Here is a 15,866-nt window from a genome sequence, read left to right as displayed (position 1 = left end):
GGTGCATTCGGACAGCACAAGAGGAAAAGGGACAGTAAGAGTCCGAATTGGGGTGGCATTCGGACAGCGGAAGAGGAAAAGGAGTGGTCAGAGTCCGAATTGGGGTGGCATTCGGACAGCAAAAGAGGAAAAGGGACAGTAAGAGTCCGAATTGGGGTGGCATTCGGACAGCGGAAGAGGAAAAGGAGTGGTCAGAGTCCGAATTGGGGTGGCATTCGGACAGCACAAGAGGAAAAGGGACAGTAAGAGTCCGAATCGGGGTGGCATTCGGACAGGAAAAGAGGAAAAGGAATAGTCAGAGTCCGAATCAGGGTTGCATTCGGACAGCGGAAGAGGAAAAGGAGTGGTCAGAGTCCGAATCGGGGTGGCATTCGGACAGGAAAAGAGGAAAAGGAATAGTCAGAGTCCGAATCAGGGTGGCATTCGGACAGCAAAAGAGGAAAAGGGACAGTAAGAGTCCGAATCGGGGTGGCATTCGGACAGGAAAAGAGGAAAAGGAGTGGTCAGAGTCTGAATCAGGGTGGCATTCGGACAGCAAAGGCGGAAAAGAAGCAGTCAGAGTCCGAATCCACGGAGACTCGACGTAGAATCATAAGCCCTCCCAGAGTGAGTTAGAATAAAGCCAGATAATTTTCGTTTTTATTCAACATTCTTCTATAAAAAATTGAATGGGAGGAAATTGTAAATTACCTGGGTGCTTATTCCCTTTTTAATGGGGCAGAAAGTTTTATATTATTAATATTCATAGATTGTTAATACACAACATAATAATGAGACAGGGCTTGCAGATAAGCTTCTCCTGGTAGTAAGCAGTTCTGAATTTCTATAATTATAAAAGCTATTGGATATTTAGTATTAGGAAAATATATGCATACATGTAAAAATATTAACAATAGTATGACAATTTATGTTAAACTATTTTTGTGTTTTAAAAATTTTATAGGGGTGAATTTTATGAAAAAGAGAAGTTTATCATTAAGTGCTGTCATTCTTCTTGCAGTCGCTATGATACTGGCTGCCTGTGGCGGAGGAGGCTCCAGCAGCGAAGGGGATGTTGACTTCATTGGTATTGCCACTGGCGGCACCGGGGGTACATACTATCCACTTGGCGGTACATTTGCGGACATCATCAAGGATGAAACGGGTATTGACTCTAATGCATCTACATCCGGCGCATCTGCAGAAAACATGGCCAGCATTAAAGATGGCGACATTGAAATTGCATTCACTCAAACGGATATTGCTTCATATGCAACAGAAGGAAAAGAAATGTTTGCTGATAATAAAGTAGATAATGCACAAGGGATCGGTACACTTTATCCTGAAACGATTCAAATCGTGACGACGGCTGATTCAGGCATCACGTCAGTTGAAGATTTGGAAGGCAAAGTAGTTTCGGTCGGGGAAGCGGGTTCAGGTACTTTACTGAATGCTACTCAAATCCTTGAGGTACACGGACTTTCATTGGACGATCTTGAAGCACGCAACCTGTCATTCGACGACTCTACTACAGGTATTCAAGATGGGACAATTGACGCCGCATTCATTACATCCGGAACGCCGACGGGGGCTGTAGAAGGCCTTGCAGCTACACAGGATGTCGTCATCGTTCCTGTTTCTTCCGACAAAGCGGATGAACTGATTGAAATGTACCCGTATTATGCAAAAGATACTATCCCGGGCGGAACATACAGCAAGCTGGATAACGACATCGAAACCGTTGCTGTCCGCGCCATGCTAGTTACTCGTTCTGATATCTCTGAAGATGTGATCTATGAAGTGACGAAGGCAATCTTCGAAAACACGGATAAAATCGGTCACGCCAAAGGTGAACTGATCAGTGCGGAAAACGCACTTCAGGGTATGGGAATTGAACTTCACCCTGGTGCTGCGAAATACTTTGAGGAAAAAGGTATTTCCCAAGACTAACATTTTCATCAGGGAAGATGAATAGGCCGATTTTTATCGGTCTATTCTTTTTATGGGAATTATCCAGTCCAATGGTAGAAAAGAGTGTTGAAGCATGTATTGGAAATGGACGGCTGCTGCAGCCTCGGCAGGAATCCTGCTTATTTTTCTATTTGTTCCTTTCAAACCCTATATTGTGCTTGAATCTCTTAAAGGGGAGAACAAAACGGTTTTGGCTCCGCTTAATGGGGGAAAAGATAGTAAATTTTCGATTCTCTATACACACTCCATCCATTTATCTGACGTGTTGGAAACCTATGAGGCAACGGAAAAAATGCAGATTAGCCAGACCAGCCTGGTTTATGAGGACACCGCAATCGGGATGCCGGGAGATGCAACGGGAGATGAGGTTTTCGAGAGAACTGAAGACGGAAAGTACAAAATAAGCAACATGAACCGTGTATTTCCCCATATTGATATATCCGTCGGACAAGTTGTGGCCAATCATAGACTGATAAACAACGGCCATGAATACAGGCTGGCTGATTATTTTAAAAAAGGGGCACTCATTAGAATGAGTGTGCAGAAGCAATCATTGATCCAAATTTGGGAAGGAGTGATCCTCGATGGATAAAGATTCAAAAAAATTCGAGTCATTGACAGCGGAACAGCAGCAGGAACTGTTAGAAAAATATGATCCCGAATCCTCTACAAGAAAATTTCACTCAGGAATCGTCAAGTGGATTGTTTTCTTCGGATTACTGGCATTTTCGGTATTCCAGCTTGTCGCCTCGATATTTCAGTTCATTCCTAGGCAGCTGCTCTTATCAATTCACTTAGGTTTTGCCTTATCACTTATCTTCATCTTATTTCCTGCGAGCAAAAAAAGGTCCCGCAAAGATAAAGTGGCCTGGTATGATATCATTCTGGCTTTGGCTTCCATTGTAGTAGGAAGCTACTGGCCGATCATGCAGGAGGACATCGTCAGCAGGATCGGGATCATGACAACGGCCGATTTTGTCATCGGAATCATGGCGGTTGTTCTTGTTCTGGAGGCAACGCGCAGGGCAGTAGGATTGCCGATTACCATTATCGCCGGGGCCTTCCTGCTATACATGTATTATGGAAGAATGATGCCGGGATTCCTTTCTCATCGCGGCTATGATATCGACCAGATTGTCAAAACCATGTTTTTTACAGGAGAAGGAATCCTCGGCACTCCGCTCTACGTTTCAGCCACCTTCATCTTCCTGTTCCTGTTGTTTGGTGCCTTCCTGGTAAAGACCGGAGTAGGGCAGTACTTCAATGATCTGGCGGTCTCCATTGCCGGAAAAAGAACCGGGGGGCCTGCGAAGGTTGCGATCTTTTCCAGTGCCTTGCAGGGAACAATCAGCGGAAGTTCGGTTGCGAACGTTGTGACATCAGGTTCGTTTACGATACCGATGATGAAAAAATTAGGTTACCGCAAAGAGTTTGCCGGCGGGGTTGAAGCGGCTGCTTCTACAGGAGGACAGCTGATGCCGCCGATCATGGGGGCAGCTGCCTTCTTGATGGTTGAATTCATCGGGGGCGTCTCTTACTGGGAAATCGCCAAAGCGGCGGCCATCCCAGCACTCTTATATTTCACAGGGATCTGGATCATGACCCATTTTGAAGCCAAAAGAATCGGTCTCAGAGGGTTAACGGATGAGGAAATGCCGAATCGAAAAGAAGTTTTTAAAAAGATCTATCTTCTGCTGCCGATTCTGACAGTTATCGTTTTGCTGTTCAGCGGAATGAGTGTCATGCGTGCAGCCCTATGGTCCATCGTGGCGACGATTGCCATCAGTGCAATCAGGAAAGATACACGCATTAACTTCAAAGACGCAGTGGATGCGCTTGTTGATGGGGCGAGGACAGCCCTGTCGGTAGCGGCAGCCACTGCAGCAGCGGGTATCATTGTCGGGGTCGTAACCAAAACGGGGCTGGGCCTTACGATGGCAAACGGCCTGGTTGATCTTGCGGCAGACTTAACAAACTCTGCCCAAGGAAAACTGCTGCTTACTTTGTTCTTCACAATGGTAGCGTCGATCATCCTTGGAATGGGATCTCCGACAACAGCCAACTATGTTATTACTTCAACGATTGCAGCACCGGCGATTATTTTACTCGGTGCACCTGAGTTATCCGCTCACTTGTTTGTTTTCTATTTTGGAATCATCGCGGATATCACACCGCCGGTTGCCCTGGCTGCCTTTGCCGCAGCAGGTGTGTCGGGGGGCGAACCCATACGGACCGGGCTCAATTCCGCGAAGCTGGCCATCGCCGCCTTTATCATCCCATACATGTTCGTGCTTTCACCCGAACTGTTGATGATCGACACGACGATTCCTTATTTGATCTGGGTCGTCTTCACAGCGATTACAGGAATGATGGCGATCGGAGCGGCCATGATCGGCTACTGGTACCGCAAAGTGACGGCCATCGAACGTGTCCTTTGTTTAGCGGCTGGAATCATGCTGATTTACCCTGAGGGCATGACGGATATCATCGGCCTGGTGTTGTTTGCGATTATGCTTGGACTACAATTTTTTATAAAAGGCAAGGATGGCGGGGATAAAAATCCGGCTACTGCGTAAATGAAATGATAGGAAAAACCTCCCGAGAGTCCGGGAGGTTTTTTCTATTCCGGTTTTAGAATCGTACGCTGCAAAGGGACTCCCCCCATGCTGACGTTTCTCTCGATGAACAAGTAGGTCTTCCCGTCAATGAGAAACCTGCGGTCACCTATATAATTCACCTTATGTCCTCTGCCTTCAAGGTCTTTCTGAATGGCTTGGATATAGTCATTGTAGTCAATATAACGTTCGTCTAGATCAATGGTAATATGATGTTTTTTGTAGCCCATCAACCAGTTGAACAGGAAGAGGCTGCCTGCTATTAGTAAAATAATGCCTGTTGTTGTTAGTATGAGTTCCATTGATGAATCCCTCCTTTTACCATATATACGGAGAGTAGAAGGGAGAGGTTTCAAGTTTTGCAGACTTGGGCTTGCTATTTCTATTTATGTAAGTAGAAGGGCAAGGTTTCAGTTTTTAGCAAACTCAGAGTGCGTAGTCTCATAGGTATTTCCCTAAAAAGGTTTGATTGTAACTCAAAAAGCCGCCAACCCGAGGCTGGCAGCTTCAATTCAAACCCTATTTATAACACCGTAACCGAAAACGCTACTGGAAAACCGATCAAAAACATCCAGCCGATCTCCTGTTTGTGGCGCAGCGGCAGGGAACGGACAAGCCAGGATAATACCTGGGCGGTGAACACAAACAGGACAGCCCAGAAAATCCGGCCGACAACAAAAACAAACACATACCCGATAGTCGATTCGTTATCGAACAAAATGGAGTAGCCGAAGCCGCCGGCAAGTATCCAGATTGTCGCCATTATATGTAGATAGGGAAGCCAAAATTGCCTTGATTTCAGTGTCAGAAGAACGCCAATGACTACACTGCTGACCAAAATGAAATTTACAATCGAAGTCTCATCCATAACATCCCATCCTTTATATCATCCTAAAGAGTGTATATCACCAAACCAAGCAACTAAACGTGGTGAATTCTTCCAGACATTAACGCGTCACCGCACTAAGAGGGACAGTCCCCTGTTACGTTAACGTAACAGGGGACTGTCCCTCAGTGCTTTAGAGTGCTAAAGTGCATACACCTCAAAAAGGGCAGCCAATGAAAGCGGCTGCCCTTTGAACGTTTTTATCAAAACAAAAATATATGTTTAACTTCATGGGATTGTGTGATGTGAGATAAGTTAGTTCATAGTGTCTCGTGGTAGTGCTTCAAAAATCCAGGGGGATAGAAATACAATGGCAGGGGGCGAAGGGATACGATGATGGAGGGCGGCATGATTAAATCATGCTGTGCTTGTTTCAAGGACTTGTACATTCCTCTTCCGCGTGCTGCATTTGCTGAATGGATGGTAATGCGGTTCGCGAACAGCCGCTGTTCAAGCATCATTTCAATAAGCATAGTGCCGTCTCGGGTTTTATTCAATAAATCGTGATCCAATGACAGATGTTCGATTGTATGGTTTTGCAATAGATTCAAACATTCGTCAATCGTCTCGGTTAATACATACCCATCTGGTGCCTTGCGAATGTCATCTAGGAAAACACTGATTTTCTCCATTTCTTATGCTCCTTCCCTTAAATAGGGATGACTAGAGAAGTCAAAAGGGCCCTAGATAATATTTATTATTATATTCATCGTAACACACATTGAAGTATAATTGGGGATATATAAGAATATTTAAAAAGCTATAATAATAGCTGGGAGGAAAAAAGTTGTCAAGCACTAATGTGTTCAACCATAACACCTACATAATTCTGGAGTTTCCTGATGCTGTGGCAGCAGAAATACTATCTATAAGAAGTCAATTTGACGAATTCAGGGCAGCGCTGCCTGCGGAAATTACACTGACCGGATCCAGCGGAGTGGGTGTGATTTCGGAAAATCAGGAGCCCGAAACCGTCTACTCGATCGTAAATGATATAGCGGCCGCCACCGCACCGGTTGAAGTTCAGTTTGGTGATGTAGTATGCTTTCCGGGTACTGACATTTACTACTTGTCTATAGAAAATGACGGCCAGATCAGAAGTCTGCATAAACATCTCTCGCAATCTTCTATAAAATTTGAAGAGATGCCGTTTCCGTACACCCCGCACTGTACCATCTCCAGCCGGGACGACTTATCAGACATAGAGAAGGCAAAACTGCAGTCCTTAAAGATAACACGTCCTTTTACAGTCGATACGCTTACAGTCCTTTCACTTTACAGGGATGAGGAACGGCAGCTGCATGTGCCTGTCCACCATCGGGTTAAACTGACAGGGAAATGAGATATGAGAATAGAATGAGCAGGAAAGTCAGTTTCTATTAAAACATCAGCTAAGCAGGGCGTATACAAGACTATATCTGATATGAATGATCGAAAGGACGTTTTTGCTCAATCTATAAATTAGATAGTTTGAAAAATAGCATTACATCGATAAAGGAGAGCTGAACATGGAAAAACAACAATTTCTCTATAAATTAAAACTGATTGATAAATTAACAGATGATAAAAATTGGACTGATAAAGAAAATGAATCAGTCGGAAGGCACTTCGGTTATCTGCAAAAGTTACTCAATGAAAAAACCTTGATTCTGGCAGGGAAGACAAAAGGCCTGGATCCAAAAACATTTGGAATCGTGATTTTTCAGGCAGATTCTGAGGAAGAGGCGCACTCAATAATGAACGGAGATCCGGCGGTGAAAGAAGGAATCATGACGGCAGAACTTTTCCCATATCAAATAGCGCTCATGCAGGGCCTGCGTACATGATTAAGCCGGAAAGATTGAAGGCAGGAGACAAGATTGGAATCATCACCCCTTCGTCACCGGCACCTGTGATGTTTCCGGAAAGATATAGTAGAGGCCTGGATCAATTAAGAAACATGGGATTTGAAGTCGTGGAAGGTAAATGTGCAGGCCAATCTCAGTCGTATCGTTCTGCATCAATCAAGGACAGGGCAGAAGAGCTGAATGCATTTATCCGCAATGATGAAATAAAGGCCATCATCAGCACAATAGGGGGCACTAATTCCAATTCCCTCCTTCCTTATATCGACTATGATTACTTTAAGAAGCACCCCAAAATCATGATGGGCTACAGTGATGTAACCGCACTTCTGCTCGGAATCTATGAAAAAACCGAAGTGGTGACTTTTTATGGACCGGCCATTGTGCCATCCTTCGGAGAATATCCTGAAATGCTCCCAAAAGGGAAGGAATACTTTGAACAAGCTGTTAAACTGAGCTTCGATATTCCTTATGCTTTGGACGTTCCTGATCAATGGACAGAAGAAATGCTCGATTGGGCTACCCAGGACAGGCCGAAGAAAATGCTGCCTAATCCTGGTTGGACCTGCCTGAGAAAAGGAAAGGCACAGGGGAAGCTGGTTGGCGGGAATCTAAACACGATGTCAGGGATAATGGCTTCTGAATTTTTTCCGGAACTGAAGGGGGCCATTCTATTTATAGAAGATTCCTTTAAGGATATGGCGACGCAGGAACGATCGTTAAGCATGTTGAAAATCGCCGGAGTATTGGATGAAATTGCTGGCTTGATCGTTGGGAAGCATGAACATTTCCAAAACAACAATGCACCGTTCACCTTTGAAGAGCTGCTCCTTGAAATCATCGGGGACCGCGACATACCAATCATGACGAATGTAGATATTGGACATACCTTTCCTTCCCATGTATTTCCGATCGGCATTGAAGCGGAAATCAACGCAGACGCCGGCAGGATCATTTTCCTGGAAAACGGTGTGAAATAAGTGCGATATCCTCACTCCTTCAATTGAAAGAGTAGAGGGGGATATCAACAGCACAAGGGTTGCCGGTCCTCTAATAAGTCTGCTTATTATTTTTGGTGCAAGTGCAATAGTCTACCGTTTTTCGAAAGGGGAATCACCAGTTGAGGAATGATTATGGGAATTGGAAGCCGCTGTCGGTTTGATTGGAGCGGACCTGGAGCCGGAAATCGGGCAACACCACCCTAATAGGTTCCTAAAAACAAAATTACTCTTTAACACAGCCTGAAAAAAAGGAATCCGGACTCTAATCTCGAATTATTCATCAAGACAATAATGCGAGGATTGATAAACATGATAAGCTATCCAAAATTGAAACAAGAGGCCACAATTGGAGTGACCGCGCCTTCTTCCGGAGTGCCCGCGGAGCTTCATGACATGTTCAAGAATGCGATCGACAAGATGAGTTCACGCGGCTTCAATGTCGTGACAGGGGACACCTCCTGGACACAGGATAAAGCCAAATCAGCCCCTGCGAGAAAGCGTGCGGAGGAATTCAATGAGATGATGCGCAATGATCAAGTGGATATGATCATCCCTCCGTGGGGCGGCGAACTGCTGATAGAAATCCTTCCGCATATCGACTTTCAAGCTGTGAAAAATAAATGGGTACTGGGTTATTCAGATACAAGCCTGCTGTTGCTTGCCATCACCTTGAAGACAGGCACCGCAACCGCTCATGGAACCAACTTTGTTGATTTACGGGGAGAGTACTGGGATGAAACGACGGCCAAGTGGCAGGCTGTCCTTTCCACTGCTGCCGGCGGATCCATTGTCCAGCAATCCTCACCCCAATTTCAGCTTAAATGGCAGCACGACAACCCGTCGCCTTGCGTGTTCCACCTGACGGAACCAACAGAGTGGAAAACAGTCGGAAACGGAAAGCTGAAAGCAGAAGGCCGTTTGCTTGGCGGCTGTATTGATGTCATCCGCCATATTATAGGGACGGAATTTGGTGATGTGGCTGCATACCGTGAAACTCATCTTAAGGGAGAACCTGTGCTGTGGTACCTGGAAAACTGCGAAATGAGCACGACTGATTTGAGGAGATCGCTGATGCAAATGAAACTTGCCGGCTGGTTTGACAACTGCTCAGGAATCCTGTTTGGCCGAAGCCCTGCGAACACACCCGTAGGCAATTATTCAGTGAAGGATGTCTACAAAGAATTAGAGGTCGAACTAGGTGTCCCGATTGCTTATGACATCGACTGCGGACATGTGCCGCCTCAGGTTACCTTCATCAATGGAGCTTGGGCTGTGGTGGAAATAGAAGCAGGAAAAGGGACAGTTGAGCAGAAGTTTGTATGATCTAGCTGCGGCATAGTTTTTTATTATGGCAGTACTCATGGGGGCATAATGAGTGGCACCGGCATCAACTTGATCAAGAAATAATAAACGTTACTTCGTTTTTGAGGTAGCGTTTTTCTTGTTTTTACCAATAAATCAAAAAATTATGATAATATGATGAGGATAGAAGGAGGATTCATGAATGAGCGAAAAATGGCTGGAGTGGGCACAAAGAATCCAATCGATTTCACAGGCTGGGCTCACCTTTTCAAAAGATGTATACGATATTGAACGGTATGAAGAATTAAGAGATCTCAGCGCTGAAATAATGGCAGAGTATACAGATGCTGAATTCAAGGACATTAAAAATCTCTTCTTTCATGAAAAAGGCTATCAGACTCCGAAAGTAGACGTGCGTGGTGCAGTGTTTGAGGAAAACAGGATTCTTCTGGTGAAAGAAAAAATCAACAATAAATGGTCACTGCCGGGCGGCTTCTGCGATACAGGCTTATCAGCAAAAGAAAATGTGATCAAAGAGATCAAGGAAGAGTCTGGGTATGAGGTGCAGTACAAAAAACTGCTTGCCATATTGGATTATCATAAGCACCCTCATCCGCCACAGCCCTTTCATTATTATAAAATTTTCATTCACTGCGAAATCATTGGAGGCAATCCTGGCGGCGGATTGGAAACAAGCGAGATCGGCTTTTTTGAAGAGGATAACCTGCCGGAGCTGTCTGTCGACCGTAATACAGAGTCGCAAATCCGCCTCTTATTTGAGTATTTGAGGAACCCTGAAAAGGAAACGGTGTGCGAATAGCTATTCATTTCGACAAAAACCGGGTCGTGCCTGTCACGCCCCGAATTACACAGAAAGGGACACATAATATGAAACGATATTTTATCAACAATGGGAAGATGCCGGTACATATTACAGAGTGGGGGAATAAGGAGGCTCCGGTCATTTTTTGCCTGCATGGCCTTGGGAGCACCAGCCTCAGCTTTATTGAAACCGCGGAAGAGTTGAAGGACGAGTACCGGATCATTTCGGTGGATGCACCCGGGCATGGAAAGACACCGCCTTTTCAAGAAAAGGAAGATTACGAGATGCCGGGAATGGCGCACTGGCTGAATGAGGTAGTGGAGCTGCTCAAGCTTGAGAAGTTCTACTTCCTGTCCCATTCCTGGGGCAGCTTTGTCCATTTGTTTTACCTAAAAAGATACAGTGAAAGAGTGATAGGTTCCATCCTCCTTGACGGCGGGTACCAGAGTAAGCGGCATGGGACGCAGACAATGGAAGAGGAAATGGCTTACTACGAACAGGATTTTGAACAGTGCTGGGAAACCTGGGAAGACTTTCTCGCTCTTGTAAAAAGCGAGACGGAAATGTGGTCGCCATTGAAGGTCGAGGCGGCAAAAGACCTTGCTCTTGAAAAAGAGAACAAATTTTACTGGCATGCGAGAGGAACTACCGGAGCGAACATCATCAGGGCAATGCACAAGGATGACGTGAAAGATATATTTGAAGAAATGCCTTCCACTATTGTATTATTGCGTGCTTCCTTGCCAGCAAGTCTAGAAGAGAGCCGCGAAAGGTTGGCTTTACACTTTCAGAATAAAACAGGGGCAGAGGTCAAAACCATTCCTGGCACCACCCACCTTCTGCATTGGGACCGTCCCCGGGCTGTAGTGGATGAAGTGCGGAAACGATGGCCTGCCATCCAATGAATTGGGGGAAGATTTGATAGAAATGGCTGGTTCATTTGAATAAAGTTATTTTTTATAAGTATATTTAATGGACGAAAAAATGATCAGAGCGAAACAATCTGATCATTTTTATTTCCCTGCCTTTTTTTCAATCACGGCCCACCCATAATAAACAGCCCAGAACCCAAGCGGGGCACTCATTGCCCATACTCTTTTGTCAGCAGGAAGATAGCTGGTTAACAGAATGCCGAGAATCAAAAATGGCGGCAGAAGGATCCAATATTTTTTCCAGTGTATGATGGCTTCACTCCTCACTCATTCTATTTTACCCAAAAATACCTAATTTTTTGAAACTTTCTGGAAACTCGTTCGTAACCAATTATATGGAAACAGGATGAATGGAGGAGATGAACGAATGAAAAGGTTACGATTTTTGGTTATGTCGGGTGCCATGTGCCTCGCAATGGCGGGCTGCTCAGATGATGAGCCGCAGGTACAGGGGAATTCGGCTCAATCAGAAGAGAATACCACAAAAGTCCAAAGTGCCAGCACAGAAAGTCCTTCTCAATCTGCAAAAGTTACGGTCAAGGACCAAACTTTCCATATCCTATCACTTCATGATGAGGTACTGGATTATGCCAGCACAGTAAAGGACGATTCATCTGCTGTGAAAAAGGAAGTATACACTGAAAAAGTGGTACAACCTCTTCAAGAGCAGATTGCCGAACTGGACGTAAACATTTATGCGGACCCCTATTCTTTCCTCTCACCAAATACGAATATCCAAAAGCTTGAGGAAAATACAAAGAAGCTCATTCAGGATCAAGACCGTATTCAGGGACTGGTAGAGGAAGCCATCGAAGATTCTGCGGCCCAACTGGCAGGGGTGGATAAGACAATCATTATTCTGCCGGTCAACCCAGATGAGCTTTTCGTCAAAGACAAGATGGAAGGCGTTACAGGCGTCGCTTTGAGTGAAAATATCTTTGTCATCCGGATTGATCCTTCCTTTAAAGAAGAAGCCCTGAAGTACACGGTGGCACACGAATACCATCATACCTTGCAGGCGGAGAAACGAGCTGGGGTCAGCCATAGCTATCTGGAAACCTTCGTTCTCGAAGGAAAGGCGGATGCCTTTGCCAATATGGTATACCCAGACCAGCAGGCGCCTTGGACAGAGCCATTATCCGAAAGACTGCAGGAGAAAGTGTTTGAAGAGTTAAGGGAAGCCGGCGGTGAGTTTGATAGGAAAACCTATTATGAATTTTTCAATGGGGATTCAGGCAAAGGAATTCCGCTATGGTCCAATTACAAAACAGGGTATCTGATTACCCAAAGCTATCTGGAGAATAATCCTGAAGTGTCCATTAAAGAATGGACAGGGCTGATTCCGAAAGAGATCATTCTTGGAAGCGACTATAAGGAGTTGTTTCAAGAATTAGAGGAGTAAAGGATACCGAACCTTTTTAACAGATAAAAGAAATAAGGAGATGCCCCAATGAAACGATTACTGATTTTAGTTATATCAAGTGCTATTTGCCTGCTTACGGCCGGGTGTGGGAGTAATGAATTACAGGCCGATGAAGTGTCAGACAAGCCAATCGCCGAGACAGAGAACAGCGAGACAGAAGTCAAAAGCACCAGCAAGGAACATACTGTGCAATCATCAGAAGTTTCTGTAAAGGACCAGACTTTTAATATCATTTCGCTTAATGAGGAAGTGCTTGACTATGCGGATACGGTTCTTGCCGATTCTTCTCTATTGAAAAAAGAAGTATATACGGAAAAAGTAGTGCTGCCCTTTGAAAAGAAGCTTACCGAGTTGGACGCGTTTGTGTATTATGACTACTACTCCTTTCTATCGCCAAACACCAATATTCAAAAGCTGAAGGATTCGGCTGAAAAGCTGCTGGAGAAGGATGGCCAAATCCAGGAATTGATTGAGGAAGCTCTTGCAGATACCGTCAATCACATGGAAGGAATGGACAAAACAATCGTCGTCATGCCGGCCGATCCGACTGACGTATTTGTGGTCGAAAAAATGAAAGGGACGGCAGGTTATGCATTAAGTGAAAATGTAGTAATGCTGCAAATTGATCCTTCTTTCAATGAAGATATGTTGAAATATAGTGTCGCTCAGACCTATCATCTCACAATGCAGATGGAAAACATGGCAATGACAAATGAAAATCTGCTGGAATCTTTTGTCCTGGATGGAAAAGCGGATGCCTTTGCCTCCATTGTTTATCCAGACCAGCAGGCACCCTGGACAGAACCATTTTCAGAGCGCTTGAAGAATAAAGTGATAGAAGAGTTAAAGGAAAGCAAAAACCTACTGGATGAACAAACATACTATCAGTTCACTGGTTATGCCAAAAGGGGGATACCTCTCTGGTCCAATACCAAAATCGGATATGAAATTACCCAAAGTTATCTTGAAAATCATCCTGAGGCAGCCATAGAGGAGTGGACGGGAATGCTTCCAAGGGAAATCATCCTTGGCAGTGACTTCAAGGAATTGTATCAGGAACTGCAGGAAATTCAGGATTAGCTCTTTGAACACTTAGGAGAAGAAAGGGGGAGAGGCTGTTGAAGTTGAAGATATTGCGAATAGTGAACCTGCTGGTTGCTGTTACCGCATTGGGGGCCAGCTTCTATCACTTCTTTATTGAAAACCTTGAACTGACTGATTTCACCTTCCTGCTTTGGGGTATTATGTTCTTTTTATTTGGAATTGAAGGAGTGATAGACAACGATAAAGATAAGAAGCTGGCGTGGACAAATATCGGTGCGGCGGTCATTCTCTTCATTCTGTTGACAAAAGAGCTAGTCACTAGTTTTTGAGATTGTAAAGGAGTATGGACATGCTTACCAAGAACAAAGTCAGAAAGCTGTTATTGGCCATTATAGTTGGGGTTGTCTCGATTAGCGCCATATTCTATTTTTCCAGGCTGCCAGTGGGAGTCGCGGACTGGTTCGTGCCCTTTAAAGTCGTGGAACCCTATGTAGGTCCGGTGGAAATGAAAAACGAATATTCCAAAGTGGTCAGCTGGAATAAAGTAAAGCTTGTATACGAAACAGAAGATGGTACTTTCACCGTGTGGGCAACAACCGATATCGGCTGGAACAACGTTGGGGCGTGGGGAGAAGAGGTTGATCTGCTTGGGGGGACAGGGCGTTACACGGGTCATTACAATGAAGAAGAAGGAGTCCAAATGATCAGCTTTCGGTTAGACAAGGTGGAATATGCGATCGACTTTAAAGGGAGCAGCCTGATCCCAAAAGAAGACCTTATAGAAATTGCCAATACGATTATGGTTTCGAAATTTGCTTTAGCGGATTTGCAGGAGGGATGGCGATGAGGAAAACCTATTCACTTCTACTTATAGCATTGCTGCTTTTGCTGGCTGCCTGTTCAGATATCAATGCGGAGGAAGTAAATGAAGTAAAGCTGAATTATTGGGGAGATAGAGATTTTGAAGCAGAGTTCATTGAATCAGAAAAGGGAGTGCAGGCCTTTGTGGAAGCAAGGAACACAGCTGAAGAACTTCAAGAAGGCCGAGTCATCAAGACAGAGCCAATCCTCTTTTACACTTTAATGATGGAAAAGCAGGAAGACCAGGAATATCATCTGTGGTTTACCAACGAAGACGAAGGATATATCCAGAGTCTGGTGGCAGGTAATAGTGTCACCTATCAATTAGATGAGCAGTCAGTTAATGAGCTGAAAAAATTTCTTGGTGAAGAGGACGGTTTAGAAAAGATAGAGTTTGAATAAGGTTGTACTTCGATTGCATTTATAGCTAACTATGTATCTGCTTTTCTTTCAATCAATTTTGTCAAAAAACAAGAGGGGGTTACTCCATGTTAAATAGCTTACAAACAAACGAGACAAGTATAATGATGAATCGCGATTCTGGAATAAAGTACAAAACCTTATTTATCTATCTTCTTATTTTGGCTGTTCCCGGTTATTTCATTAATCAACTTCCTATCCCAAGCGATACCTATGGCGGTTTGAAAGGCCTTATATGGTTTACCTATTTTATGGTGGTTACATTCAGCTTTAAGAGCATTAGGGCTTTAATCGTTCCGATGGTGAAATTCAAGGCATTAAAAGAGCCAAAAAGCTATTTGTTTATACTTATTACCTTTGCTATTCCTTACATACTCTTACATCTTTGCCTTCATTTTGAGGTGCTGCTGGATAAATATTATATATTCTATTTTAAAAATCATATGTTGGATACAGGCAGTTTTGGGAGTACGGTATCTTCTGCGATCCTTACGCCTATTTCCGAAGAGATTTTGTTCAGAGGCGTTTTCTTTGCGGTTTTATTAAAACTTGTAAAGCCATTTTGGGCGATCAGTATTATATCGATACTATTTGGGGTAGTTCATCCTTCAGAAACATGGATTTTTACTGTTCTGGCTGGATTTCTTCTGACGATTACTGTTTATAAAACAAACTCCCTGATTCCTGCTATCATTGCCCACTCACTTTGGAATTTGTATATGACGCAGCTTTTTCTTTATTTTTAAACAATGCATACTTATCCGC

19 protein-coding genes are annotated in these 15,866 nt (G+C 44.2%); 16 read left to right on the top strand and 3 right to left on the bottom strand.

The genetic code is table 11. The features are described 5' to 3' along the window. Window positions 1-83 precede the first annotated feature (83 nt). The 4 genes from M1E09_RS19850 to M1E09_RS19835 all read left to right on the top strand — a co-directional run bounded on the left by M1E09_RS19850 (window position 84) and on the right by M1E09_RS19835 (window position 4,526). Window positions 84-587, top strand: coding sequence for a hypothetical protein (locus M1E09_RS19850; protein ID WP_456272550.1), 504 nt, complete (start codon window positions 84-86; stop codon window positions 585-587). A gap of 367 nt (window positions 588-954) precedes the next feature. Next, complete coding sequence (locus M1E09_RS19845) at window positions 955-1,929, top strand: TAXI family TRAP transporter solute-binding subunit (protein ID WP_456272549.1); 975 nt, start codon at window positions 955-957, stop codon at window positions 1,927-1,929. A 94-nt stretch (window positions 1,930-2,023) separates the two neighbouring features. Beyond that, the gene (locus tag M1E09_RS19840; protein WP_456272548.1) at window positions 2,024-2,542 is read left to right on the top strand and encodes a DUF1850 domain-containing protein; all 519 of its coding nucleotides are present in this window, start codon (window positions 2,024-2,026) and stop codon (window positions 2,540-2,542) included. After that, window positions 2,535-4,526, top strand: coding sequence for a TRAP transporter permease (locus tag M1E09_RS19835; RefSeq protein WP_456272547.1), 1,992 nt, complete (start codon window positions 2,535-2,537; stop codon window positions 4,524-4,526). Before M1E09_RS19840 ends, M1E09_RS19835 begins: the two co-directional genes overlap by 8 nt. A gap of 44 nt (window positions 4,527-4,570) precedes the next feature. Here the strand turns inward: M1E09_RS19835 and M1E09_RS19830 are convergent, their stop codons facing one another. The 3 genes from M1E09_RS19830 to M1E09_RS19820 form a co-directional block, all read right to left on the bottom strand. After that, complete coding sequence (locus M1E09_RS19830) at window positions 4,571-4,867, bottom strand: hypothetical protein (RefSeq protein ID WP_456272546.1); 297 nt, start codon at window positions 4,865-4,867, stop codon at window positions 4,571-4,573. Between the two features lie 221 nt (window positions 4,868-5,088). Further along, window positions 5,089-5,433 (bottom strand): hypothetical protein, encoded by a 345-nt coding sequence (locus M1E09_RS19825; protein WP_456272545.1) that lies wholly within the window; start codon window positions 5,431-5,433, stop codon window positions 5,089-5,091. A gap of 278 nt (window positions 5,434-5,711) precedes the next feature. Continuing rightward, entirely contained in the window at window positions 5,712-6,083 is a 372-nt protein-coding gene (locus tag M1E09_RS19820; protein WP_456272544.1) for a cyclic-phosphate processing receiver domain-containing protein, read from the bottom strand. Window positions 6,084-6,238: 155 nt separating this feature from the next. On the opposite strand from M1E09_RS19820, the gene M1E09_RS19815 reads away from it, so the two are divergent. From M1E09_RS19815 to M1E09_RS19760, 12 genes are all read left to right on the top strand, one after another. Further along, window positions 6,239-6,793, top strand: coding sequence for a 2'-5' RNA ligase family protein (locus tag M1E09_RS19815; RefSeq protein WP_456272543.1), 555 nt, complete (start codon window positions 6,239-6,241; stop codon window positions 6,791-6,793). Between the two features lie 166 nt (window positions 6,794-6,959). After that, a complete protein-coding gene (locus tag M1E09_RS19810) occupies window positions 6,960-7,277 on the top strand; it encodes a YciI family protein (RefSeq protein ID WP_456272542.1) in 318 nt (105 codons plus the stop codon). Beyond that, window positions 7,274-8,275 (top strand): S66 family peptidase, encoded by a 1,002-nt coding sequence (locus M1E09_RS19805; protein ID WP_456272541.1) that lies wholly within the window; start codon window positions 7,274-7,276, stop codon window positions 8,273-8,275. The genes M1E09_RS19810 and M1E09_RS19805 overlap by 4 nt, the downstream gene beginning before the upstream one ends. 330 nt (window positions 8,276-8,605) lie before the next feature. Next, window positions 8,606-9,619 carry a S66 family peptidase gene (locus M1E09_RS19800; protein WP_456272540.1) on the top strand — a complete coding sequence of 338 codons (1,014 nt, stop codon included), beginning with the start codon at window positions 8,606-8,608 and terminating at the stop codon, window positions 9,617-9,619. Window positions 9,620-9,800: 181 nt separating this feature from the next. Continuing rightward, the gene (locus M1E09_RS19795; protein WP_456272539.1) at window positions 9,801-10,418 is read left to right on the top strand and encodes an NUDIX hydrolase; all 618 of its coding nucleotides are present in this window, start codon (window positions 9,801-9,803) and stop codon (window positions 10,416-10,418) included. A 68-nt stretch (window positions 10,419-10,486) separates the two neighbouring features. Beyond that, on the top strand, window positions 10,487-11,326 hold the full coding sequence (locus M1E09_RS19790) for an alpha/beta fold hydrolase (RefSeq protein ID WP_456272538.1): 840 nt from the start codon (window positions 10,487-10,489) through the stop codon (window positions 11,324-11,326). 394 nt (window positions 11,327-11,720) lie between these two features. Beyond that, the gene (locus M1E09_RS19785) at window positions 11,721-12,755 is read left to right on the top strand and encodes a DUF2268 domain-containing putative Zn-dependent protease (protein ID WP_456272537.1); all 1,035 of its coding nucleotides are present in this window, start codon (window positions 11,721-11,723) and stop codon (window positions 12,753-12,755) included. Window positions 12,756-12,803: 48 nt separating this feature from the next. Then, window positions 12,804-13,856, top strand: coding sequence for a DUF2268 domain-containing protein (locus tag M1E09_RS19780; RefSeq protein ID WP_456272536.1), 1,053 nt, complete (start codon window positions 12,804-12,806; stop codon window positions 13,854-13,856). Window positions 13,857-13,894: 38 nt separating this feature from the next. Further along, window positions 13,895-14,149 carry a hypothetical protein gene (locus tag M1E09_RS19775; protein ID WP_456272535.1) on the top strand — a complete coding sequence of 85 codons (255 nt, stop codon included), beginning with the start codon at window positions 13,895-13,897 and terminating at the stop codon, window positions 14,147-14,149. A gap of 20 nt (window positions 14,150-14,169) precedes the next feature. Next, window positions 14,170-14,667, top strand: coding sequence for a hypothetical protein (locus M1E09_RS19770; RefSeq protein ID WP_456272534.1), 498 nt, complete (start codon window positions 14,170-14,172; stop codon window positions 14,665-14,667). Then, a complete protein-coding gene (locus M1E09_RS19765) occupies window positions 14,664-15,083 on the top strand; it encodes a hypothetical protein (RefSeq protein ID WP_456272533.1) in 420 nt (139 codons plus the stop codon). The genes M1E09_RS19770 and M1E09_RS19765 overlap by 4 nt, the downstream gene beginning before the upstream one ends. Before the next feature lie 86 nt (window positions 15,084-15,169). Further along, window positions 15,170-15,847, top strand: coding sequence for a CPBP family intramembrane glutamic endopeptidase (locus M1E09_RS19760; protein WP_456272532.1), 678 nt, complete (start codon window positions 15,170-15,172; stop codon window positions 15,845-15,847). The last annotated feature ends 19 nt before the right edge of the window (window positions 15,848-15,866 follow it).

The sequence above is a fragment of the Bacillus sp. AK031 genome (assembly GCF_053903065.1).
This window is presented reverse-complemented; position numbering and strand designations above follow the sequence as displayed.

Excerpts from the sequence above, each read along its gene's own strand:
- M1E09_RS19845 (WP_456272549.1), top strand. The coding sequence starts at position 955 with ATGAAAAAGAGAAGTTTATCATTAAGTGCTGTCATTCTTCTTGCAGTC.
- M1E09_RS19840 (WP_456272548.1), top strand. The coding sequence starts at position 2,024 with ATGTATTGGAAATGGACGGCTGCTGCAGCCTCGGCAGGAATCCTGCTT.
- M1E09_RS19835 (WP_456272547.1), top strand. The coding sequence starts at position 2,535 with ATGGATAAAGATTCAAAAAAATTCGAGTCATTGACAGCGGAACAGCAG.
- M1E09_RS19830 (WP_456272546.1), bottom strand. The coding sequence starts at position 4,867 with ATGGAACTCATACTAACAACAACAGGCATTATTTTACTAATAGCAGGC.
- M1E09_RS19825 (WP_456272545.1), bottom strand. The coding sequence starts at position 5,433 with ATGGATGAGACTTCGATTGTAAATTTCATTTTGGTCAGCAGTGTAGTC.
- M1E09_RS19820 (WP_456272544.1), bottom strand. The coding sequence starts at position 6,083 with ATGGAGAAAATCAGTGTTTTCCTAGATGACATTCGCAAGGCACCAGAT.
- M1E09_RS19810 (WP_456272542.1), top strand. The coding sequence starts at position 6,960 with ATGGAAAAACAACAATTTCTCTATAAATTAAAACTGATTGATAAATTA.
- M1E09_RS19805 (WP_456272541.1), top strand. The coding sequence starts at position 7,274 with ATGATTAAGCCGGAAAGATTGAAGGCAGGAGACAAGATTGGAATCATC.
- M1E09_RS19800 (WP_456272540.1), top strand. The coding sequence starts at position 8,606 with ATGATAAGCTATCCAAAATTGAAACAAGAGGCCACAATTGGAGTGACC.
- M1E09_RS19795 (WP_456272539.1), top strand. The coding sequence starts at position 9,801 with ATGAGCGAAAAATGGCTGGAGTGGGCACAAAGAATCCAATCGATTTCA.
- M1E09_RS19790 (WP_456272538.1), top strand. The coding sequence starts at position 10,487 with ATGAAACGATATTTTATCAACAATGGGAAGATGCCGGTACATATTACA.
- M1E09_RS19785 (WP_456272537.1), top strand. The coding sequence starts at position 11,721 with ATGAAAAGGTTACGATTTTTGGTTATGTCGGGTGCCATGTGCCTCGCA.
- M1E09_RS19780 (WP_456272536.1), top strand. The coding sequence starts at position 12,804 with ATGAAACGATTACTGATTTTAGTTATATCAAGTGCTATTTGCCTGCTT.
- M1E09_RS19770 (WP_456272534.1), top strand. The coding sequence starts at position 14,170 with ATGCTTACCAAGAACAAAGTCAGAAAGCTGTTATTGGCCATTATAGTT.
- M1E09_RS19765 (WP_456272533.1), top strand. The coding sequence starts at position 14,664 with ATGAGGAAAACCTATTCACTTCTACTTATAGCATTGCTGCTTTTGCTG.
- M1E09_RS19760 (WP_456272532.1), top strand. The coding sequence starts at position 15,170 with ATGTTAAATAGCTTACAAACAAACGAGACAAGTATAATGATGAATCGC.